The sequence below is a fragment of the Roseomonas sp. GC11 genome (assembly GCF_024437745.1).
Lineage (GTDB): Bacteria > Pseudomonadota > Alphaproteobacteria > Acetobacterales > Acetobacteraceae > Pseudoroseomonas.
In genome coordinates this window covers 20,588-41,756 of the sequence record NZ_JANFNY010000026.1, presented here as the reverse complement: position 1 = coordinate 41,756, position 21,169 = coordinate 20,588, and the positions used below count along the sequence as shown (strand labels likewise).

Genomic DNA, 21,169 nt, shown 5'->3' with positions numbered 1-21,169 from the left:
GGTCAGCCTCCTTCGGGAGCGATGTGGTCGAGTTGCGTGGCCAGCGCCCGCCGCGCGGCTTCCAGGGCCACGGCGGGTGCGGGGGCGGCGGGGAAATCCGCTGGCAGATGCGCCAGCACGGCGGCGTACAATGCACGCCGCACCGGCTGGCGCCGCGCCAGCGGCAGGGCGGCCAGCGCGGCGGAGAGGCGCGCCATGGCCGCCCCGGTGAAGACCGCCTCCCAGGCCTCGCGCGCGCTGCCCCAGGGGGCCGTCGCGCCGCCCCGGGCACGGCGCGCGGCGGTGGCCTCCAGGTCGGCCTCCAGATCGGGCACGCCCTCGCGCAGCACAACGCCATAGTCGCGCTCCGCCGCCTCCGGCGAGACAAGACCCTGGCGCAGATCGTGCAGCACGGCGGCGGGGTCACGGCGGAACGGCTCGCCATAGCCGCCGGCACCGGCGGTGCGCAGGCGGATCCGGTCCCCCGCGCGCAGTTCCAGCATGTCCACGCGGCGCAGGGTCTCGTCCAGCGCGCCCTCGCGCAGCACGGTGAACTCCGCCGCCGCCCCCGGCCCGCCCCCGGCCGTGCCCCAGGGGCGGAACAGGGCGCGTTCCATGCCGCGCGCCAGCACCAGGCTGCCCTCGGCGCCGATGCGGAAGACCAGTTCCAGCCCGCAGCCACCGCGCCATTCGCCAGGGCCGGCGGAGTCAGCACGCAGGGCGTAGCGCTCGACTTCCAGCGCCAGTTCGGCCTCCACCGTCTCCACCGGGTTGTTGGCGAGGTTGGAGATGGAAGGGTCGCGCCCATCCGTGCCATCGGCGCCGCGCCGCGCGCCGGTGCCGCCGGTCATCGGCTCCACCACCTGCACATTGCGCCCGCCCTGGCCATCCGGCTCCGCCACCACGACGGGCACGATCATGCCGCTGTTCGCCGCCGTCATCACCTCCGGCGCGGCGAGGCCGAGGGCACCGTTCAGCAGGTCGTTCACCCGCACGCAGGCGGCATGGCGCACACCCACGGCAGCGGGGGGCAGCGGGTTCACCACCGTGCCTTCGGGGGCAATCATGCGGATCGGCCGTTGCAGCCCGGCATTCAGCGGCACGCCGGGGTCGCGCGTGGCCACCAGCGCCATGACGCGCAGCGTCAGCCAGGGATGCACCTGCCCCACGCTCGGGATGTTCATCGCCGCCGCCAGCTGCGGGTCCGTGCCGGTGAAGTCGATCTCGATGCCGCCACCGGCGAGGCGCAGCGCCACGGCCAGGCGCACCGGGAGGTCGGAGACGACATCGCTGTCCAGGTAATCGACGAAGCGGAACTCGCCCTCAGGCAGCGCGGCCAGCACGGCGCGGGCGCGGCGCTCGGCATAGTCGGGCAGATCCTGCTGGGCGGCGAGCAGCGCCTCGGCCCCATGCTGGGCGATGATGCGGGCGATGCGCGCGCGCCCCACCTCCAGCGCCGCCAGCATGGCGCGGATATCGCCCATATTGGCGTCCGGCGTGCGGGAATTGGCCCGGAAGAGCAGTTCCACCTCGGGCACGATGGCGCCGCCGCGCACCAGCCGCAGCGGCGGGATCTGCAGCCCCTCCTGGAAGATCTCGCTGTTGGTGGGAGAGATCGAGGAGGGCACGCGCCCGCCGACATCCGAGCAATGCAGGAAGGCCCAGGCATAGGCGACGATCCGCCCCTCATGGAAACAGGGCGCGATGACATGCAGGTCCGGCAGATGCGTCGCCAGACCGCGCGAGCGATAGGGGTCGTTGGTGAGGATGACATCGCCCGGGGCCAGTTCCCCCACCGCCGCGATGGCGGGCAGGCAGTCGAGCCCGACGAAGCCGGAGACGCCGATGGAGCGCGGATAGGCGAAGAAGCGCCCATCCAGCCCCGCCAGGGCGCAGCAGAAATCCGCCGTCTCCTTGACGTAGAGGGTGCGGCCCACGCGTTGCAGCGTCAGCCCCATTTCCTCCGTCGCGGCGGTGAGCTTGTTGCCGAGGATTTCCAGCATGACGGGATCGAGCCTCATGCCGCCGCCCTCTCCAGGCCGAGATTGCCGAGCCCGTCCACCACGGCGCGCCAGCCGGGCAGGATGGGGGTGGTGGTGTCCGCCTGCTCGATGATGGCGGGGCCGGCGATGACATGGCCGGCGCGCAGGCTGGCGCGGTCATGCACCGCCGCCCGCACCCAGCCCTCGCCCAGGAACACCGCGCGGGTGGCGGCGGGGGGCAGCGGCTGCGTGGCGGCGGGCAGTTCCGGCAGCGGCACCGGCGCCACCTGGCCGATGATGGCCAGCCGTGCCGTGCCGACCTCCACCGTGGCCGTCCTGTCGCGGAAACCGTAGAGCTGCTCATGCACGGCGTGGAAAGCCTCGGCCAGCGCCGCCGGTTCCGGCGCCACACCGTCGAGCGGCACGCGCAGTTCATAGGCCTGCCCGGCATAGCGCATATCGGCGGCGCGGCGCAGCGTGGCGTCCTGGGCCAGACCGCCCTCCCCGGCCAGCCAGCCGCGCGCCTCCTCCTCCAGCGCGGCGAGGCGGGCGGCGAGCAGGGCCGCGCCCTCCGCATCCAGGCGGCGGCGCAGGCTGCGCGCATAATCCCGCCGCAGATCGGCCGAGACGGCACCGAAGGCGCAGAAGGTGGCCGCGCCGGCGGGCACCAGCACCGTGGCGAGGCCGGCTTCCTCGGCCAGCAGATTGGCATGGGTCGGGCCCGCACCGCCGAAGGGCAGCAGCGCGAACTGCGCCGGATCCAGCCCGCGGCTGGCCAGGGTCTTGAACATCTCCGTCACCATCCCGGCCGTGGCGACGCGCAGCGCGCCCCAGGCGGCACGCTCCGCCGCGTCAGGCCCGGTGAGGCCGAGCCCCTCCGCGATCTCCCGCAGGGCCGCGTGCGCCGCCGCGCTGTCGAGCGCCAGGCGCCCGCCCAGGAAACGCGCCGGGTCGATCAGCCCGGTGACGAGATAGGCATCCGTCACCGTGGGCCGCGTGCCACCCCGGCCATAGGCCACCGGGCCGGGATCGGCGCCGGCGCTTTCCGGCCCCACCTTCAGCACGCCCTGCGCATCCACCCGCAGCACCGAGCCGCCCCCGGCGCCGATGGCACTGACCGCCACCACCGGCAGCACCAGCGGCAGGCCACCGATCTCGGTGCGGGTGGCGAATTCCGGCTCGCCATCGGCGGCAATGGCGATGTCGCTGCTGGTGCCGCCCATGTCGAAGGTGATGATGCGGGGCACGCCGGCCTGCCGCGCCAGCCGCGTCGCCGCCATGACGCCGGAGGCCGGGCCGGAGAGCAGCGTCTCCACCGGCCGCGCCCGCGCCGTGGCGAGGCTGAGCGAACCGCCATTGGAGGCGGTGACGAAAACCGGCGCGCGGATGCCCTGCCCGGCCAGCCGCTCGCGCAGCCGGTCGAAATAGCGCAGCATCAGCGGCTGAATGCCGGCATTCATGCAGGCAACGAGGCTGCGCTCATATTCGCGGATCTCAGGCCAGAGCGCGGCGGCGGAGGAGACGGGCAGCCCCGGCAGGCGGCTGGCCAGGGCCCCGGCCAGTTCGGCCTCTGCCTCCGGCGCGGCATAGCCGTTGATGAGCATCAGCGCGACGGCCTCCGGCGCCAGGGCGCGCAGCGCGGCGGCGGCGCGGTCCAGTTCCGCTGCATCGGGCCAGCGCGTCGGGCGGCCGCTGGCATCGAAGCGCGCGGCGATCTCCACCACGCGCGCGCGCGGCACCAGGGGCTCCTCCTTGCGCGCGTGGAAATTCAGCGAGGAGGGCATGCGGCTGCGGCCGATCTCCAGCACATCGCGAAAGCCCTCGGTGACCAGCAGGGCGATGCGCGCGCCGCGCCGCTGGATCACCGCGTTCAGCCCGATGGTGGTGCCATGCATCAGCAGCCCGACCGCCTGCGGCCCCAGCCCCGCCGCCTCCAGCAGCGCCGCCAGCCCCTCGGCCACGGCGCGGGAGGGGTCTTCCGGCGTGCTGGGCTGCTTGTGGCGCAGCAGCCGCGCCGCAGCGGGATCGAAGAGCACGAAATCGGTGAAGGTGCCACCGACATCAATGCCGATGCGCGCCCGCGCCTCCTGGACAACAGCTTCGTTCACGGATCATCCCCGACCAGCACGCCATCCGCCGCCGCCCAGCCCAGCGGCACGCTCTCCCCCGGCGCCGGGATGGCGCCACCGGCGGGCACGGCGGCATAGACCACCTGCCCCAGCAGCGGCGCCTCCAGCTCGCACAGCGTGGCGCTGCCGCGGAAAGCCGTGCCGCGCAGTGTCGCGGGAACCTGGTTTTCCAGCCCATGCGCCGCCGCGCCCAGCCGCAGCCGCTCGGGCCGGATGGAGAGCAGCGCGGGGCCCTCGGCCGGGGCCGGAAGCGCCAGATGGGCACCGCCGGGAAGATGCAGCCGCCCGGCCTCCGCCCGCCCGGCGAGCAGGTTGGCCGTGCCCAGGAAGGCGGCGACGAAGCGCGTGCGCGGCCGCTCATAGATGGCCGTGGGGGTGTCCTGCTGCACGATGCGGCCGGCGCGCATCACCGCGACGCGGTCGCTCATCGAAAGCGCCTCTTCCTGATCATGCGTGACCAGCAGCGCGGTGATGCCGAGGCGGCGCTGCAGCGCGCGGATCTCAAACTGCATTTCCTCGCGCAGATTCTTGTCCAGCGCGCCCAGCGGCTCATCCAGCAGCAGCACGCGCGGATTGGTGACGAGGGCGCGCGCCAGCGCCACGCGCTGCTGCTGCCCGCCCGACAGCTGGCGGGGATAGCGCGCGGCGAGCGGGGCGAGGCGCACCATGTCGAGCATGGCCGTGACGCGCGCCGCGCGCTCCGCCCGGGGCAGGCCCTGCATGCGCAGGCCGAAAGCGATGTTCTCGGCCACCGTCATATGCGGGAAGAGGCTATAGCCCTGGAACACCATGCCGAGGCGGCGCCGCGCCGGGCGCAATGGCGTGACATCCTCGGCACCGATCAGGACGCGGCCCTGGTCCGGTGCCTCGAAGCCGGCGACGATGCGCAGGGTGGTGGTCTTGCCGCAGCCGGAAGGGCCGAGCAGAGCCAGCATCTCCCCGCCTTCCAGGCGCAGGTCCAGCGGATGGACGGCCATCGTGGCGCCGAAGCGGCGCGAGACTCCCTCCAGCACCAGGGGCGCGGGATTTTGCGCGGCGGCAGCAGGCAAGCGGATCCTCCCGGAGGTCGCGTCCGGGGGAGGCTAACGGCCTCCCCCGCCCACGGCAATTCCAGGATTTTGTGTTTTTTCTATTTTACGTGACTTTTTGCACAAACCTCCCCTTGGCGCGACCGGTTCCACAGTGCGGAGAACAGGGCCGGTGCCGCCTGTCAGGCGGGGGTGGCGGCGAAGGGCACCACATGCTGCTCGATCACGCCGAAGACCGACCGGCCATCCGGCGCCACGGTCTCCATGCGCACCCTGTCGCCAAAACGCATATAGCCGGTGCGGGCGGCGCCTTCGTCCAGCATCTCGATGCCTCGCCGCTCGGCGATGCAGGAGGAGCCGATCTCGCGGTAATTCTCGTTGGAGACCGTGCCGGAACCAATGATGGTGCCGGCGCAAAGGTCCCGCGTCGCGGCGGCATGGGCGACCAGCTCGTGGAAGCCAAAGCCCATCGCGCCGCCCAGGGGTGCCCCGAACCGCGCGCCATTCCAATCCACCGTCAGGGGGAGATGCACCCGCCCCCCGTTCCAGGCTTCGCCCAGTTCGTCCGGCGTCACGGCGATGGGCGCCATGGCGCAGGCGGGCTTGGCCTGGACCCAGCCGAATCCTGTCTTCATCTCGCGCGGGCCGAGCACACGCAGCGACCAGTCATTGATCATCACGACCAGGCGGATATGCGCCAGCGCCGCCTCCGGCGCCGTGCCGGCGGGCACCGCATCGGTGATGACGCCGAACTCGCCCTCGAAATCGATGCCATCGGCCTCGGAGCGGAAGGGAGCGGGTTCGGAGGGCGCCAGGAAGCGATGCGAGAGGCCCTGATACATCAGCGGCCTGCCCTCGGCATGGTCGGAGATGCCGAAGACCTTCGCCATCAGCGCGCCGTGACTGGCGAAGGCCGAGCCATCCAGCCATTGCCAGGCGCGCGGCAGGGGCGCCAGCGCCTCTTCCGGCCGGAAAGGCCGCAGGCCGGGGGCCTGCCCCGCCTCCACCGCCGCCGCCAGGGCGCGCAGCACCGGCTCGGCCTCCTGCCAGGATTCGAGCGCGGCCTGGAGCGTCGCGACAGGCGCCGGCGCACAGGCCGAGAGGTCGCGCGCGACAACGAAAAGACGGCCATCCGGTTCCCCGGAGCGCAGCGTAGCCAGCTTCAAGCGATGTTCCTTTCCGGTTGCGGTTCCGCCCCGGCGCGCCGGGCGCGCCCTGGCCCCTCCTACTCCGCTGGACAGGAGGTAGCCAGAAAAATATAACATCTGTGTATGTTCGAACAAATCCCCAAAGCCACCCTCGCGGAGGCCGCCGCGCGCCGGCTGCGCCAAGACATCGTGACCGGCCAGCTGCCGCCACGGACCCGGCTGCGGCTGCGCGACCTCAGCGCGCAATACGAGCTGGGCATCACGCCCCTGCGCGAGGCGCTCTCGCGCCTGGCCGCCGAAGGGCTCGTCACCTTCGAGGGGCAGAAGGGCTATGCCGTCCCGCCCGTCACGCGCGACCATCTGCTGGACGTGACGCGCTCCCGCCAGGTCGTCGAGCCGGAGGCGCTGCGCCTGGCCATGGCGGAGGGTGGGGCGGCCTGGGAGGATGGCATCGTCGCCACCCTTGCCATGCTGGAGCGCGAGATCGGCCAGCGCGACCCCGGCAGCGAGGCCTGGATGGACCGCTACGAGGAACGCCACCACCGCTTCCACCGCGCCCTGATCGAGGCCTGCCCGCTCGGCGCGCTGCGGCGCTTCTGCGATGAGCTCTATGTGCAGAAGACGCGCTACCGCCGCGTCATCAAGAGCGCGCATGGGGACTGGGCGGAGATCCTGCTGGCGCATCAGGTGCTGGCCCGGCAGGTGCTGGCCCGCGAGGCGGCGGCGGTGGAGACGCTGCGCGGCCATATCGGCAACACGGCCGAGGCTCTGCTGACCCTGCTCGACGCGCCCGCGCCCCGGACGGGGCGTGGCCGCGCCGCGCGCGGCTGAAACCGCCCGCGCCGGGCCACCACGGCACGGCGCGGGGCAACGTCCAGGACAACAGGAAAGAACACGGATATGACGCGTCTCAACAGGCGGCACCTGCTGGCGCTGGGCGCCGCCGCCCCGCTTTGCGGCGTGGCGCGCGCGCGGGCCGAGGACTTCCCCACCCGCACCGTCACCTGGGTGGTGCCCTATGCCGCCGGCGGCTTCGGCGATGGTGTCGCCCGGCTGCTGGCGCAGAAAATGGCGGAGAGCCTGAAGGTGCCGGTGGTGGTGGACAACCGCCCCGGCGCGGGCGGGCAGATCGCCGCCACCTATCTCCGGCAGCAGCCGGCCGATGGCCATACGCTGTTCTATGGCGATGTCGGGCCGCTGGCGATCAACCCGACCGCCTACCGCAAGCTCAGCTACGATGTGGTGCGCGATTTCCTGCCGGTCACGCGGCTGTTCATGACGCCTTCCATCCTCGTGGTGGCGGCGCAGGGGCCGATCCGCGACTTCGCCGGGCTGGTGGCTGCGGCGAAGCAGGGCCAGGGCCTGAGCTTCGGCTCCTATGGCACCGGCAGTTCCCCGCATCTCTGGGGCGAGATGCTGCGGCGCAAGACCGGCGCCGAACTGGTGCATGTGCCCTATCGCGGCGCCGCCCCGGCCTTGCAGGACCTGATGACGGGGCGGCTCGACTTCATGCCGGATGTCGCGCCCAACAGCCTGCCCTTCGTGCTGGATGGCAAGCTGCGCGCCCTGGCGGTGATCGGCGCGCATCGCCTGCCGCAGGTGCCGGATGTGCCGACCGTCAGCGAGCTGGGCGCCCCGGACCTGCTGATGGAGGGCTGGAATGGCGCGGTGATCCGCGCCGGCACGCCGGAGCCGGTCCTGCAGCGGCTGCATGCCGAGATCACCGCCGCCCTGCGCCATCCCGAGGTGACGGGGCGCTATATCCCGATGGGGCTGGAGCCCGCCCCGCTCCAGCCCGCCGCATTCGCCGCCTATATCGCCCAGCAGACGGCACGGTGGGGGGAGATCATCCAGAGCACCGGCATCGCCCTGGACTGACGTTGCCGTGGGGGGGGGGGGGGGGGGGGGGGGGGGGGGGGGGGGGGGGGGGGGGGGGGGGGGGGGGGGCGGGGGGGCCCCCCCCGCGCGCGGGTCAGAGCACGTCGCGCACCCGCTCCATCGTGCGGTCCAGGTGCAGGCACAGGACGCGGGCGAGTTCCTCGCCATCCCGCGCCTGGAGGGCGGCGATCATCGCCGCGTGTTCGGCCACGGCGCCGGCCCATTTCTCCTCACCGGCATTGCCGATGAAGCGGATATGCTTCATGCGCGACTGCACCGCCTCATGCGCCCAGGCCAGGGTGGCATTGCCGCCCAGCGCGACGATGGCGGAGTGGATGGCCTGGTTCAGCTTGAAATAGGCCAGCCGGTCACGCGCCGCGTAGCGCTCCATCATCGCCGCGTGCAGCGTGGCGACGCGGGCGATGCCCTCCGCCGTGCCCTCGGCGCAGGCCAGGCGGGCGGCCAGCGACTCCAGTGCCTTCAGCACCGCCAGACTATCCGCCATGTCCTTGGCCGACATGCGGCGCACCACCGCGCCGCGGGCCGGCACCAGTTCCACCAGCCCCTCGCCCGCCAGCATCCGCACCGCCTCGCGCAGCGGGGTGCGGGAGACGCCGAGCTGCGTGCCCAGCGCCACCTCGTTGATGCGGGCCCCCGCCGGGATGATGCCCTGGGTGATCAGGTCACGCAGCCGCGCCGCCACCTCCTCCTGCAAGGGGCGGCGGATGATTGGCCCCGCCCCTTCCATCTCCTCTGACCGCACCAGCGCCATGCCTGCTCCTTCCGCCACCCCGCGCGCTTCCTAATCCAACATCGCTTGACAAGCCATGCGGCGCTTCGTACCGAATCATACTGTATGCAGTATTACGAAAGCTGAGCAACCACAGGGAGGGCCAGGATGAGCGACAACGAAGCGGGCCGGCCACGCATCGCGCTGGCCATGGGCGATGCCGCCGGCATCTCCCCCGAGTTGACCGCCAGAATCCTGGCGGATGAGGCGGTGCGCGCGGCGGCCGAGATCACCGTCCTCGGCGATGCCCGCGTGCTGGCGGAGGGCGCGCGCATCGCCGGCCTCGCGCCCGAGATCGAGATCCGCCGCGCGGAGGACCCGCCCGCGCCGCGCCGCGCCGGGCGGCCGCTGCTGCTCGATCTCGGCCATTGCGACCCCGCCATCATTCCGCTGGGGCGGATCTCCGAGGCCAGCGGCCGTTTCGCCACGGAGAATTTCCGCCGCGCCCTGGCCATGGCCGCGGCGGGCGAGGCCGATGCCGTCTGCTTCACCCCCTTCAACAAGGCGGCGATGCGGCTGGTGACGCCGGGCTATGAGGATGAGATCGGCTTTTCCGCCGCGGCCATCGGCTTCCACGGCGTGGCCAAGGAGTTCAACGTGCTGGAGGGGCTGTGGAATGCCCGCGTCACCTCCCACGTGCCGCTGAAGGATGTCGCCGCGCTGCTGACGCGCGAGAGCATCCTGGACAATCTGCGGCTGACGCATGACGCGCTGCGCGCCGCCGGCGTCGCGCGGCCGCGCATCGCGGTGGCCGCGCTCAACCCGCATGCCGGTGACAATGGCAATTTCGGGCGGGAGGAGATCGACATCATCGCCCCCGCCGTCGAGGAAGGCCAGCGCGAGCAGCTCGGCTGCGACGGCCCCTTCCCCGCCGATACCGTCTTCGTCCGCGCCCGGCGCGGCGATTTCGACGCGGTGCTGACCATGTACCACGACCAGGGCCAGATCGCGATGAAGCTGATCGGCTTCGATGCCGGCGTCACGCTGATGGGCGGCTTCCCCTTCCCCATCTGCACCGCCGCGCATGGCACGGCCTACGACATCGCCGGGCGCGGCATCGCCCATCCGGGCGCCATGCGCAACGCCATGCTGCTGGCCGCCCGCATGGCCACGCGGGAGAGCGCCGTGGCCGCCTGACGACACCACCGCCGCGAGAACCCGCCAACAGGGCATGCGGCGCACCCCAGACGCAGAGGAGGAAAGTCCATGAGTTTGTTCCCGCGGGCCGCCGCCATGCTCGGCCTCACCCTCGCCGCCACCCTGCCCGCCGCCGCGCAACCGGCCTGGAAGCCGACACGCCCGGTGGAATTCATCGTCACCTCCGGCGCCGGCGGCGGCACCGATCTCTTCGCCCGCACCGTGCAGGCGACCATCACCAAGCACGAGCTGGTGCCCACCTCCATCGTCGTCACCAACAAGGGCGCCGGCTCGGGGGCGGAGGGCTTCGTCTATGGCCGGGGCGCGCAGGGCGATGCGCACAAGGTGATCTTCGGCACCAACAATGCCTGGCTGCTGCCGCTGGTGGCCAAGGTCGCGTGGAAGCCGCTCGACCTGACGCCCGTCACCGCCATGGCCTTCGACGAGTTCCTGCTCTGGGCGAAGCAGGATGCACCCTATCAGAGTGCCGCCGACCTGATCGCCGCCGCGCGGGAGGAGCCCGGCAGGCTCCGCATGGGCGGCAGCCAGACGCGCGACACCGACCAGACCCTGACCCTGCTGGTGCAGAAGGCGACGGGCGCGCGCTTCACCTACATCCCCTATCGCGGCGGCGGCGAAGTCGGCGTCCAGCTCGCCGGCGGGCATATCGACTCCAACACCAACAACCCCTCGGAGAGCGTCGGCGGCTGGCGCGGCGGGCAGGTGCGGCCGCTCTGCGTCTTCCGGCGGGAACCGCTGCCGCCCGGCCCGCGCGTGACCGAGACCCAGTCCTGGTCCGACATCCCGACCTGCGCCAGCCAGGGCATCCCGGTCGAGGAATTCCGGATGCCGCGCACCGTCTTCCTGCCACCCGGCGTGCCCGCCGCCGCCCAGGCCTTCTGGGCCGATGTGCTGCGCCGCGTCAGCGAGACCCCGGAATGGCAGGACTACATCCAGCGCACCAGCCAGAGCGCCGCGCTGCTGACGCCCGGACAGATGCGCGCCCTGATGCAGACCGAGGAGGCCGCGGCCCGTGAACTCTACGGCGCCGAGGGCTGGCTGGTGAACTGAGGCCACGGCCCCGCATGCGGCCCACAGGGGGGACCCCCATGGTGACACGACTGCAACTCGAACTGGCCTTCGCCGCCCTGGTCTTCGCCACCGGCGCCACGGGCCTCGCGGGCGCGCTGGAACTGGACTGGGGCTGGGCCTCGGACGGGCCCCAGGCGGGGTTCTTCCCCTTCCGCGTCTCGCTGATCCTGATGGGGGCGGCGCTGCTGGTCGCGCTCCAGGCCTGGCGCGGGCGCGCGGCGCTGCGCCGCGTCGTGGTGGTGGAGGGCGAAGGCGGCGGCCGCGTGCTGCGCTTCGGCCTGCCCATCCTCGGCCTGGTCGCCGTAGCACAGTGGCTCGGCCTCTATGTCGCCATGGCGCTCTACCTGCTGGGCAGCATCCGCCTCGGCGGGCGGCGCTCCTGGGGGGTGGCGCTGGGCGTCGCGCTCGGCGTGCCCCTCGCCACCTTCGTGGTGTTCGAGCGCTGGTTCCAGGTGCCTCTGCTGAAGGGGCCCCTGGAGATCCTGCTCGGCCTGGGCTGAGGAAACCGCCATGCTCTCCAATCTCGACGCGCTGCTGCACGGCTTCTCGGTCGCGCTGACGATGCACCATATCCTGCTGATGATGGCGGGGGTGCTGCTCGGCATCCTGGTGGGCGTGCTGCCTGGCCTCGGCGCGCCCAATGGCGTGACGCTGCTGCTGCCGCTGACCTTCAGCATGGACCCGGTCTCGGCCATCATCCTGCTGACGAGCCTCTACTGGGGCGCGCTGTTCGGCGGCTCCACCACCTCCATCCTGTTCAACATCCCCGGCGAGCCCTCCTCCGTCGCCACCACCTTCGACGGCTATCCGATGGCGCGGCAGGGCCGGGCAACCGAGGCGCTGACCTATGCCTTCCTCTCCGCCGGCTTCGGCGCGCTGGTGGGCATCATCGTCATCACCCTGCTCTCCTCCTCCGTCGCCAGCTTCGCGCTGCGCTTCGGGCCGCCCGAATATTTCGCTGTCTATCTGCTGGCTTTCGCCTCCTTCATCGCCTTCGGCGGCGGCGCGCCGCTCAAGACCATCATCTCCATGGGCCTGGGCTTCGGCTTCGGCATGATGGGGATGGACACGGTCTCGGGCGCCATGCGCCTGACCTTCGACCTGCCGGAGCTGATCCGCGGCATTTCCTTCCTTGTGGTCGTCATCGGGCTGTTTGGCCTGGGCGAATTGCTGCTGACCATCGAGGAGGGGCCGGAATTCAAGGGCGCCAGCGGCCGCCTCAGCCCCGCCGCCATGCTGCGGGCGGCGGCGGGCATGCCGCGCTACTGGCTCGCCATGCTGCGCGGCAGCGCCGTCGGCGTCTGGATGGGGGTGACACCGGGCGGGCCGACGGCGGCCTCCTTCATGTCCTACGGCATCGCCCGCCGCGCCTCGCGCCGGCGCGCGCAGTTCGGCAAGGGCGAGCCGGAGGGCGTGATCGCCCCGGAGACGGCGGACCACGCCGCCGGTACCTCCGCCATGCTGCCGATGCTGGCGCTGGGCATTCCTGGCTCCGCCACCTCGGCGGTGATGCTGGGCGGGCTGATGATCTGGGGGCTGAACCCCGGCCCCATGCTCTTCGTCGAGCAGAAGGATTTCGTCTGGGGCATGATCGCCTCGATGTATCTCGGCAATCTCGTGGGCGTCGTGCTGGCGCTGGCGACGGTGCCGCTCTTCGCCGCCATGCTCTCGGTCTCCTTCAGCATCATCGGGCCGGTCATCGTCACCATCTGCATCGTCGGCGCCTATACCGTGGCGGGCGCGCCCTTCGATCTCTGGCTGGCCGCCGCCTTCGGCGCCGCCGGCTACATGATGAAGAAGCTCGACTACCCCATCGCGCCGCTCGTGCTGGCCATGGTCATCGGCGACAAGGCGGAGGATGCCTTCCGCCAGTCCATGCTGATCTCGAACGGTTCGGTCGGGGTGCTGTGGTCCAACTGGCTGGTCGGTTCGCTGACGACGCTGGCCATTGTGTTTCTGCTGTGGCCGCTGGCCGCCGCGCTGCTGGGCCGCCGCCGAGCGCCGCGCGCCGCCATGGCCGCCAATGCGGAGGGGGGCGCATGAAGATCGGATTCCTCGGGCTGGGGCTGATGGGCGCCCCGATGGCGCGCAACCTGCTGGCCGCTGGCCATGCGGTGACGGTGTGGAACCGCTCCGCCGCCAAGGCCACGCCGCTGGCCGCGGCCGGCGCCCGCGTCGCCGCCACCCCGGCCGCGGCAGCGGAGGGCGCCGCACTGGTCGTGCTGATGCTGGAGAATGGCCCGATCGTCGGGGACGTGCTGTTCGGCAGCGGCCTTGCCGAGGCTCTCGCGCCCGGCACGGTGGTGGCCGACATGTCCTCCATCAAGCCGGCCGAGGCGCGCGAGCATGCGCGCCGCCTTGCCGCGCGCGGCGTGCTGCATCTGGATGCCCCCGTCTCCGGCGGCACCACCGGAGCGCAGGAGGGGAGGCTGGCCATCATGGCGGGCGGCCCGCCGGAGGCTTTCACCCGCGCAGAACCGGCCTTCCGCGCCCTGGGCCGCGCCACGCTGGTAGGGCCGAGCGGGGCGGGGCAGCTGGCGAAGCTGGCCAATCAGGTGATCGTGGGTGCCACCATCGGCGCCGTGGCCGAGGCCTTTCTGCTGGCCACGCGCGGCGGCGCCGACCCGGCGAAGCTGCGCGAGGCGCTACGCGGCGGCTTCGCCGAAAGCCGCGTGCTGGAGCTGCACGGCGCCCGCATGGTGGAACGTGACTTCGCGACGCGCGGCCGCTGCGTCACGCATCTGAAGGACCTCGACAACACGCTGGACGCGGCGGAGCGGCTGGGGCTGGCGGCGCTGCCCTATACGGCGGCCACGGCCGCGCTCTACCGCGGCCTGATCGCCACCGAGGGCGACCCGGACCACTCCGCCCTGCTGCTGGAACTGGAACGCCGCAACCCCGCCCTGGAGCCGCAGGCCACGCCATGAACCACGAGATTCTGTTCCGGGATCTGGCCGGAAAGACCTTCCGGCTGGGCCTGACGGGCGCCAGGGGAAGCTTCAGCCGCACCCTGCTGGCGCAGCTGCGCGCCATGCCGATGCTGCGCCCCGCCGCGCTGTGCGACCTCGATGCGGATGGCGTGCTCACCTTGCTGGCGGAGTTGGGCTACCCGCCGGGTGCTGCCCTGCTCTGCCACGATGCCGCCGCGGTGCGGGCGGCCGATGCGGCGGGGCGCATCGCCGTGCTGCGCGATGCGGCGCTGCTGGCTGCCCTGCCGCTCGACATTCTCGTGGAAGCCACCGGCCAGCCCGAGGCGGGGGCCCGCATCGCCCATGACGCCCTGCAACGCGGCGCGCATGTGGCGATGGTGAGCAAGGAGGTGGATTCCGTGGTGGGGCCGCATCTCAACCGCCTCGCGGTCGAGAAGGGCCTTGTCTACACCACGGCCGATGGCGACCAGCCGGCAAACCTGATTGGCCTCGTCACCTGGGCGCGGCTGCTGGGCTTCGAGGTGGTGGCCGCCGGCAAGGCCAGCGAATACGATTTCGTTTTCGATGCCGCGACAGGCGAGGTGACCTGCGCCGGCCAGCGCTGCGCGGCGCCGGGCCTGGCCGGGCTCTGGACTCTGGGCGAGGATGGGCCTGCCACGCTCGCCGCCCGCGCCGCAGCCATTGCTGGCCTGCCCCAGAGCGCCACACCCGATTATTGCGAGATGAACGTGGTGGCCAATTCCACGGGGCTGCTGCCGGCCTGTGACGCGCTGAGCTATCCGCTCTGCCGCATCACCGAACTGGCCGATATCTTCATCCCGCGTGCCGAGGGCGGCATCCTCGACCGCAGCGGCGTGGTGGATGTGTTCAACTGCCTGCGCGGGCCGGAGGAGGTGAGCTTCGGTGGCGGCGTCTTCGTCATCCTCCGCTGCGGCGATAAGGTGGTGTGGGAGATGCTGCGCGAGAAAGGCCATGTGGTGAGCCGCAACGGGCGCTATGCCTGCGTCTTCCTGCCCTACCACCTGATGGGGCTGGAGACGCCGCTCTCCCTGCTCTCCGCCGCCGGGCATGGCCGCGCCTCGGGCAGCGACAGGCAGCAGGTCCATGCCGTGATGGTGGCGCGCGCCGGGCGCGATTTCCGCGCCGGCGAGGTGCTGCAGATGGGCGGGCATCACCATGTCATGACCGATTGCACCGCCCTGCTGCTGCCCGCCGCCGAGGCCGCCGGGCTGGCGCCCTTCTACCTCGCCGCCAACAAGCGGCTGCGGCGGGATGTGGCGCGCGGCGCGCTGGTCACCGAGGCCGATCTGATGCTGGAAGACTCCTTCCTCCAGCGGCTCCGCCAGAGTGCCCACAGCGGTGCCGGCATCCTGGCGGAAGCCTGAGAGGCCGTTTACGAGAACGCGCATACTGTTGAGAGGGGCTTCGCCCCTCTCAAACTCTCCCCACCAAAGGCCTGAGGCCTTTGGAAACCCAACCATGCGTTCCCTGGCCAGCGTCGCTACAATTTGCAAATGATTATTACTTGAAGTAGTGCGGCCCTGACCAAGCGCCAGGAGCCACGCCCCGCCATGACGCCCACCCTCCGCGCCTTGCTGCGCACCACCACCGCGCTTCTGCTGCTGCCCGCCACCGCCCTCGCGCAGGCGCAGGACGTGACGGTGCTGCCGACGATCGATGTGCAGGCCCAGCGTGGCCAGGCCACCGCCCCCGTCCAGGGCATCGTGGCGGAGAGCGCCCTCGGCGCGACAAAGACCGACACGCCGCTGATCGAGACGCCCCAGGCCGTCACCGTCATCACCCGCGACCGTATCGAGGCCCAGGCGGCGCGCAGCGTAGAAGAGGCGGTGCGCTACACGCCGGGCATGACCACCGGCCTCTCGGGCTATGACCCGCGCTTCGATGCCTTCCGCCTGCGCGGCTTTGACGCACGGGCCAGCCAGTATCTCAACGGCCTGCGCCTGATGCGAACCCTGGGGCCGACCTCGACTGAGCTTTACGGCCTGGAGCGCATTGAGATCGTGCGCGGCCCCTCCTCGGTGCTCTACGGGCAGAGCGTGCCGGGCGGGCTCATCAACATGGTCAGCAAACGGCCCACCGAAACGGCCTTCGGCGAGGTGAATCTGTCAGCCGGCACCGACAGCCGCCTGCAGGCGGGCTTCGACCTGGGCGGCCCCTTGGGCGAGGGCAGCGCGTTCTCCTACCGCCTGACCGGCCTGGTGCGGAACGCCGATACCGGCGTCGATAACGTCCCAGACGACCGCTATTTCATCGCCCCTGCCCTCACCTGGCGGCCGGACAACGACACTCGCGTCACCCTGCTCTCCTCCTATCAGTATGACCAGGGCGGCTCCCCCATCGGCCTGCCCGCCACTGGCACGCTCTACACCGCGAGCGGGCGCATTCCCGTCAGCCGCTATCTTGGCGAGGACAGCTACAACCGCTCCGACGTGCTGGCCGTGACCTTCGGCTGGGATATCGAGCGGCGTCTCGATGCGATCTTCACCTTCCGCCAGAATGCGCGCTACACCTACAATCGCGTCGCCTATGAGACGATGTATGGCCGCTCGCTCAGCGGTGCGACGCTCAGCCGCGGCGCCCTCGTCCAGCGCGAGCGGTCCGAGACGCTCAATCTCGACAATGGCCTGCAGGCCGATTTCACCACCGGCGCGGTGACGCACAAGCTGCTGGCCGGCGCCGATGCGCGGCAGTTCTGGGGCACCTATGCCAGCTATTTCGGCACGGCGCCCGCCATCAACATCTTCAACCCGGTCTATGGCGCGGCCGTCGCTGATCCGCGCAGGAGCTGGCTCTCGGCTGTCGACCGCTCGGACAATCTCGGCCAGCTCGGCCTCTACCTGCAGGACCAGCTCCGCTGGCGGAACTGGATCCTCGTCGCCGGGCTGCGGCATGACTGGGCCAGCACCGAGCAGAATTCCTATCTGACACGCACCCGCACGGACCAGGACCAGAGCGCGACGACGGGCCGTATCGCCCTGATGTATGCGGCGGAGAATGGCCTCTCCCCCTATGTCAGCTACTCGACCTCCTTCGATCCGGTGATCGGCACCAACGGGCTGACCGGCGAGGCCTTCCGCCCGACGGAAGGCGAGCAATACGAAATCGGCCTGAAATACCAGCCGCCCGGCCGGCAGAGCTTCCTCTCCGCGGCCCTCTTCGACCTGACGCAGAGCAATGTGACGACACGCACGACCAATTCGGCCGGCGCCTCGGTGCAGGTGCAGACAGGCGAGGTGAATGTGAAGGGGTTGGAGGTCGAGGCCCTGGCGGAGCTTGGCGGCGGCTGGCAGCTGATCGGCGCCTATACCTACATGCTCGGTGAGATCACGCAGGACAGCGCGGTCGCCAGCGGCCGGACCACGACCGGCAATGAAGGCAACCGCCCGGCCCTGGTGCCCGAGCATATGGCGAGCCTCTTCGCCCGCTACCGCTTCGCCGAGGACTCGCCGCTCGCCGGCCTCAGCCTGGGCGGTGGCCTGCGCTACATGGGCAATTTCTATGGCGACAACGCCAACACCTACCGCATGCCGGCCGTCACCCTGGCCGATGCCACCATCGGCTATGATTGGCGCAACTACCGGCTGGCCGTGAATGCCTCCAACATCGCCGATACGCGCTATGTCGCCTCCTGCAGCAGCGCCTATTACTGCTACTATGGCACCGGGCGCACGGTGATCGCCAACCTGTCCTACCGCTGGTAGGTCAGGCACCGGTCCAGAAGGTGCCTTCCCAGGGCTGGGCGGCGAAGCGGCGGTTGATCTCCGCCAGGCTCGCCGCCGGGTCGAAGCGGGGGGCGAGGTCGGGGTAGAGCCAGCCGGCCATCGCCTCAAGCGCCACGATATTGAGCGCCGTGCCGCCAAGCGGGTTCCACAAGCCGAAGGTGCGGTGCCGGCCGATCGCCGGCAGATGCGCGAGCTCGGGCGCCTGCAGCACGCGCGCGAAGCTGCGCCGCGCCTGGGCGGGCTCGACGCCCCAGCCCAGGCGGATGCCTTCGCCCTCGCCACCGCCGCCGGACACCCCCGTGCCGATATAGACCTCGGCCTCCAGGGCCAGCATCTGCTCCAGCCCCAGCGTGCCACCACCGGGCGTGGCGAGGCTGCCGCGCGCGGCATTGCGCCCGCCCAGCGCCGCGAGCAGTTCTCCCCCGCCCTGCTCGCCCGAGACCCAGCAGCAGGGCCAACGGCCCGGGAAGGCCTGCAACAGCGTCAGCGGCCCCGTTCGCCCGGCGACGGCCTGACGCAGCCCGGTGAGCTTCGCCTCATAGAAAGCCGCGTATTCCGCCGCCGCCGCCCGGCGCCCGAAGACCTCGCCCAGCAGTTGGAGCGAGGGCAGGGCACGGCGCAGCGGGTTGATGAAGAAATCGACGAAGACCACCGGCACGCCGGCGCTGTCCAGCACGCGCAGGGCCTCGGCCGTGCCGGCACGGCGCTGCTGCCAGGCCGCCATGATGACCACATCCGGGGCGAGCGCGACCAACCGCTCCACCGGCAGGTCTTCCCCAACCTGACGGCTGAGCAGCGGCACCTGGGCCAGGGCCGGCCAGCGGCGGGTCATGGCGCCCAGGGCATGGGCGTCGATCTGCCGCAAATCCCCGCCCATGCCCACCAGCAGCGGCACGGGGTCGGGATGGATCAGGGTCAGGTTCAGCAGCACCGCGCTTTCGGCAAGGGCCACGCGGCGCGGCGGCGCCTTCAGCACCACCTCCCGCCCGGCCATGTCGGTGATGCGGCGGGGCCAATCCTCCCCATCGCCCCCGCTGGCCCCGCCCCCCGCCTCTGCCCCGGCGGGGCGGGCCATGGCCAGGAAAGGCGCGGCGAGCAGTGCCCGGCGCTTCATCGCCATGCCTCCGGGCCGGGGGCGGCAGGCGCCAGAGCCCGCCAAAGGGCGTGGAAGATGCGATGAGGCCACCCGCCTCGCAACAGAATGCCCGTGACGGCGAAGGTCATGGAGCGGAACGTCCGGGCATGGGCGCTGATCTGTCTTGTGCGGAAAGGAGATACGGCTGGCGGCATTCTTCCTGAGGATAGTCCGCCCCCGCGAGGCCGGCAATCCGCAACGCCAGGGGACGAGCCATGGGGACGAGCCAGAGGGTGGCGTTCAGCCGCCGGGGCCACCGGCCTCTTCCTCCCCGGCCATTTCGTGCGTGCGGTGGCCGATCTTGTCGAGAATCTCGCCCAGTGTCCGCAATTCCTCCGGCGTCAGGGCGGCGGAAAGCTGCGCCTGGAGATCGCGCGCGAGGGGGACGATCTCCTCATAGATCGCTCGGCCCGGCTCGCCCAGGCGCAGCACCTGGGCGCGCTGATCCTGCGGATGGGCGCGGCGTTCCAGCAGGCCCTTGTCGGCCAGGCGGATCACGGCACGGCTCACGCGCACGCGGTCCATGCCGGTATGCTCGATCACCTGCTGCGTGGACAGTTCCCCCTGCTGCCCCACCACCGCCACCACGCGCCATTCCGGAATGCTGAGGCCAAAGCGTTCCTGGTAGCGCGTGGCGAACAGGCTGCTGACCGCCTCCGTCACCACGGACAGGCGATAGGGCAGGAAATCCCGCAGGATCAACGGTTCGACAAGGGGCTTGCTCGGCGGCATGTTTTCGCTTTTAATCTCATATGAGACGATATGAATCGGATGGCGCGGCCAGGACAGCGCAGGCACCGCACTCCCGGGAGGACACCAAATGAACCTGTCCCTACGATCTGGCCTTGCCGCCGCGCAAGCGGAGAGGCTGGGCAGCACGGGCTATCTCTCCGGCTTCGGCAATGGCTTCGAGACGGAGGCCCTCCCCGGCGCCCTGCCGATCGGCCGCAACTCGCCGCAGAAATGCGCCTACGGCCTCTATGCCGAGCAGCTCAGCGGCTCGCCCTTCACCGCGCCACGCGCGACGAATGAACGCTCCTGGCTCTACCGCATCCGCCCGACCGTGGCACATTGGGGGCAGTTCCGCGAGGTCGGGGCCGGGCTGTGGCGCACCGCCCCCTGCGCCGAGATGGTCATGCCCCCCGCGCCGCTGCGCTGGGACCCGCTGCCACTGCCGCAGGAAGGTGTTTCCTTCCTCGAGGGGATCCGCACCATCACCACGGCGGGCGATGCCGCGGCGCAGGCCGGCATGGGCTCGCATATCTACCTCGTCACCCGCTCCATGCGGGATGCGTATTTCTACAACGCCGATGGCGAGATGATGTTCGTGCCCGAGCAGGGCGCGCTGCGGCTGTGGACGGAATTCGGCATCATCGATATCGCGCCCGGCGAAATCGCCGTCATCCCGCGCGGCGTCAAGCTGCGGGTGGAATTGCCCGAGGGGCCGGCGGGGGAGCAGCCGGCGCGCGGCTATCTCTGCGAGAATTACGGCGGCGCCTTCACCCTGCCGGAGCGCGGCCCGATCGGCGCCAACTGCATGGCCAATCCGCGTGACTTCATGACGCCCGTGGCGGCCTTCGAGGACCGCGACGCACCCTCGACCATGACCATCAAATGGGGCGGCCGGCTGTGGCAGACGGAGCTGGCCCATTCGCCGCTCGATGTCGTGGCCTGGCATGGCAACTACGCGCCCTACAAATACGATCTGCGGCGCTATTCCCCCGTCGGCCCGGTGCTGTTCGACCACGCCGACCCCTCGATCTTCACCGTGCTCACCTCGCCCTCGGACACGCCGGGCACGGCGAATATCGACTTCGTCATCTTCCCGGACCGCTGGCTGGTGGCGGAGAACACCTTCCGCCCGCCCTGGTACCACATGAACATCATGAGCGAGTTCATGGGCCTGATCTATGGCGTCTATGACGCCAAGACCGGCGGCGGCTTCGTGCCCGGCGGTTTCTCGCTGCACAACTGCATGCTGCCGCACGGCCCGGATCTCGCCGCCTTCGAGGGCGCCAGCAATGCCGACCTCAAACCGCACAAGCTGGAAGGCACGCTGGCCTTCATGTTCGAGACGCGCTTCCCCCAGCACGTCACCCGCTATGCCGCCGAGGCGCCGCAATTCCAGAAGGATTATGCCGGCTATGGCCTGGGGCTGCGCAAGCATTTCGATCCCTCGCGCCCGTAAGGACCGCCGG

At 71.2% G+C, this 21,169-nt stretch carries 17 protein-coding genes; 10 read left to right on the top strand and 7 right to left on the bottom strand.

Translation table 11 applies throughout. The features are described from left to right. Nucleotides 1–2: 2 nt before the first annotated feature. From NON00_RS10310 to NON00_RS10295, 4 genes are all read right to left on the bottom strand, one after another. Nucleotides 3–2,000 carry a hydantoinase B/oxoprolinase family protein gene (locus tag NON00_RS10310; protein WP_256020366.1) on the bottom strand — a complete coding sequence of 666 codons (1,998 nt, stop codon included), beginning with the start codon at nucleotides 1,998–2,000 and terminating at the stop codon, nucleotides 3–5. Continuing rightward, entirely contained in the window at nucleotides 1,997–4,069 is a 2,073-nt protein-coding gene (locus NON00_RS10305) for a hydantoinase/oxoprolinase family protein (protein ID WP_256020363.1), read from the bottom strand. Before NON00_RS10305 ends, NON00_RS10310 begins: the two co-directional genes overlap by 4 nt. Next, complete coding sequence (locus tag NON00_RS10300) at nucleotides 4,066–5,139, bottom strand: ABC transporter ATP-binding protein (RefSeq protein WP_256020361.1); 1,074 nt, start codon at nucleotides 5,137–5,139, stop codon at nucleotides 4,066–4,068. Before NON00_RS10300 ends, NON00_RS10305 begins: the two co-directional genes overlap by 4 nt. A gap of 161 nt (nucleotides 5,140–5,300) precedes the next feature. Beyond that, the gene (locus tag NON00_RS10295) at nucleotides 5,301–6,284 is read right to left on the bottom strand and encodes a fumarylacetoacetate hydrolase family protein (RefSeq protein WP_256020359.1); all 984 of its coding nucleotides are present in this window, start codon (nucleotides 6,282–6,284) and stop codon (nucleotides 5,301–5,303) included. 105 nt (nucleotides 6,285–6,389) lie between these two features. On the opposite strand from NON00_RS10295, the gene NON00_RS10290 reads away from it, so the two are divergent. After that, nucleotides 6,390–7,097: a GntR family transcriptional regulator gene (locus NON00_RS10290; protein ID WP_256020357.1), complete on the top strand. Its 708-nt coding sequence runs from the start codon at nucleotides 6,390–6,392 to the stop codon at nucleotides 7,095–7,097. A 69-nt stretch (nucleotides 7,098–7,166) separates the two neighbouring features. After that, nucleotides 7,167–8,144 (top strand): tripartite tricarboxylate transporter substrate binding protein, encoded by a 978-nt coding sequence (locus tag NON00_RS10285; RefSeq protein ID WP_256020355.1) that lies wholly within the window; start codon nucleotides 7,167–7,169, stop codon nucleotides 8,142–8,144. 94 nt (nucleotides 8,145–8,238) lie between these two features. On the opposite strand, the gene NON00_RS10280 is transcribed toward NON00_RS10285, so the two are convergent. Continuing rightward, nucleotides 8,239–8,916, bottom strand: coding sequence for a GntR family transcriptional regulator (locus tag NON00_RS10280; protein WP_256020352.1), 678 nt, complete (start codon nucleotides 8,914–8,916; stop codon nucleotides 8,239–8,241). A 126-nt stretch (nucleotides 8,917–9,042) separates the two neighbouring features. Here NON00_RS10280 and NON00_RS10275 point away from each other — a divergent pair, with 126 nt between their 5' ends. The 7 genes from NON00_RS10275 (at nucleotide 9,043) to NON00_RS10245 (ending at nucleotide 17,815) form a co-directional block, all read left to right on the top strand. Continuing rightward, entirely contained in the window at nucleotides 9,043–10,071 is a 1,029-nt protein-coding gene (locus NON00_RS10275) for a 4-hydroxythreonine-4-phosphate dehydrogenase PdxA (protein ID WP_256020350.1), read from the top strand. Nucleotides 10,072–10,140: 69 nt separating this feature from the next. Further along, nucleotides 10,141–11,142 carry a tripartite tricarboxylate transporter substrate binding protein gene (locus tag NON00_RS10270; protein WP_256020348.1) on the top strand — a complete coding sequence of 334 codons (1,002 nt, stop codon included), beginning with the start codon at nucleotides 10,141–10,143 and terminating at the stop codon, nucleotides 11,140–11,142. 38 nt (nucleotides 11,143–11,180) lie between these two features. Next, nucleotides 11,181–11,663, top strand: a complete 483-nt coding sequence (locus NON00_RS10265; RefSeq protein ID WP_256020346.1) for a tripartite tricarboxylate transporter TctB family protein — start codon at nucleotides 11,181–11,183, stop codon at nucleotides 11,661–11,663. A 10-nt stretch (nucleotides 11,664–11,673) separates the two neighbouring features. Continuing rightward, nucleotides 11,674–13,206 carry a tripartite tricarboxylate transporter permease gene (locus tag NON00_RS10260; RefSeq protein ID WP_256020344.1) on the top strand — a complete coding sequence of 511 codons (1,533 nt, stop codon included), beginning with the start codon at nucleotides 11,674–11,676 and terminating at the stop codon, nucleotides 13,204–13,206. Next, complete coding sequence (locus NON00_RS10255) at nucleotides 13,203–14,090, top strand: NAD(P)-dependent oxidoreductase (protein ID WP_256020342.1); 888 nt, start codon at nucleotides 13,203–13,205, stop codon at nucleotides 14,088–14,090. The genes NON00_RS10260 and NON00_RS10255 overlap by 4 nt, the downstream gene beginning before the upstream one ends. Beyond that, nucleotides 14,087–15,478 carry a homoserine dehydrogenase gene (locus NON00_RS10250; protein WP_256020340.1) on the top strand — a complete coding sequence of 464 codons (1,392 nt, stop codon included), beginning with the start codon at nucleotides 14,087–14,089 and terminating at the stop codon, nucleotides 15,476–15,478. The genes NON00_RS10255 and NON00_RS10250 overlap by 4 nt, the downstream gene beginning before the upstream one ends. 186 nt (nucleotides 15,479–15,664) lie before the next feature. Continuing rightward, the gene (locus NON00_RS10245) at nucleotides 15,665–17,815 is read left to right on the top strand and encodes a TonB-dependent siderophore receptor (RefSeq protein WP_256020338.1); all 2,151 of its coding nucleotides are present in this window, start codon (nucleotides 15,665–15,667) and stop codon (nucleotides 17,813–17,815) included. A gap of 1 nt (nucleotide 17,816) precedes the next feature. Here NON00_RS10245 and NON00_RS10240 read toward each other — a convergent pair whose 3' ends face one another. Both NON00_RS10240 and NON00_RS10235 read right to left on the bottom strand, forming a co-directional pair. Next, entirely contained in the window at nucleotides 17,817–18,950 is a 1,134-nt protein-coding gene (locus NON00_RS10240; RefSeq protein ID WP_256020335.1) for an ABC transporter substrate-binding protein, read from the bottom strand. Between the two features lie 261 nt (nucleotides 18,951–19,211). After that, nucleotides 19,212–19,703 carry a MarR family winged helix-turn-helix transcriptional regulator gene (locus NON00_RS10235; protein WP_256020333.1) on the bottom strand — a complete coding sequence of 164 codons (492 nt, stop codon included), beginning with the start codon at nucleotides 19,701–19,703 and terminating at the stop codon, nucleotides 19,212–19,214. Nucleotides 19,704–19,791: 88 nt separating this feature from the next. Between NON00_RS10235 and hmgA the strand changes: the two genes are divergently transcribed. Next, nucleotides 19,792–21,159 (top strand): homogentisate 1,2-dioxygenase, encoded by a 1,368-nt coding sequence (gene hmgA / locus NON00_RS10230; protein ID WP_256020330.1) that lies wholly within the window; start codon nucleotides 19,792–19,794, stop codon nucleotides 21,157–21,159. The last annotated feature ends 10 nt before the right edge of the window (nucleotides 21,160–21,169 follow it).

Excerpts from the sequence above, each read along its gene's own strand:
- NON00_RS10310 (WP_256020366.1), bottom strand. The coding sequence starts at position 2,000 with ATGAGGCTCGATCCCGTCATGCTGGAAATCCTCGGCAACAAGCTCACC.
- NON00_RS10290 (WP_256020357.1), top strand. The coding sequence starts at position 6,390 with ATGTTCGAACAAATCCCCAAAGCCACCCTCGCGGAGGCCGCCGCGCGC.
- NON00_RS10285 (WP_256020355.1), top strand. The coding sequence starts at position 7,167 with ATGACGCGTCTCAACAGGCGGCACCTGCTGGCGCTGGGCGCCGCCGCC.
- NON00_RS10280 (WP_256020352.1), bottom strand. The coding sequence starts at position 8,916 with ATGGCGCTGGTGCGGTCAGAGGAGATGGAAGGGGCGGGGCCAATCATC.
- NON00_RS10275 (WP_256020350.1), top strand. The coding sequence starts at position 9,043 with ATGAGCGACAACGAAGCGGGCCGGCCACGCATCGCGCTGGCCATGGGC.
- NON00_RS10270 (WP_256020348.1), top strand. The coding sequence starts at position 10,141 with ATGAGTTTGTTCCCGCGGGCCGCCGCCATGCTCGGCCTCACCCTCGCC.
- NON00_RS10265 (WP_256020346.1), top strand. The coding sequence starts at position 11,181 with ATGGTGACACGACTGCAACTCGAACTGGCCTTCGCCGCCCTGGTCTTC.
- NON00_RS10260 (WP_256020344.1), top strand. The coding sequence starts at position 11,674 with ATGCTCTCCAATCTCGACGCGCTGCTGCACGGCTTCTCGGTCGCGCTG.
- NON00_RS10255 (WP_256020342.1), top strand. The coding sequence starts at position 13,203 with ATGAAGATCGGATTCCTCGGGCTGGGGCTGATGGGCGCCCCGATGGCG.
- NON00_RS10250 (WP_256020340.1), top strand. The coding sequence starts at position 14,087 with ATGAACCACGAGATTCTGTTCCGGGATCTGGCCGGAAAGACCTTCCGG.
- NON00_RS10245 (WP_256020338.1), top strand. The coding sequence starts at position 15,665 with ATGACGCCCACCCTCCGCGCCTTGCTGCGCACCACCACCGCGCTTCTG.
- NON00_RS10240 (WP_256020335.1), bottom strand. The coding sequence starts at position 18,950 with ATGAAGCGCCGGGCACTGCTCGCCGCGCCTTTCCTGGCCATGGCCCGC.
- NON00_RS10235 (WP_256020333.1), bottom strand. The coding sequence starts at position 19,703 with ATGCCGCCGAGCAAGCCCCTTGTCGAACCGTTGATCCTGCGGGATTTC.
- hmgA (WP_256020330.1), top strand. The coding sequence starts at position 19,792 with ATGAACCTGTCCCTACGATCTGGCCTTGCCGCCGCGCAAGCGGAGAGG.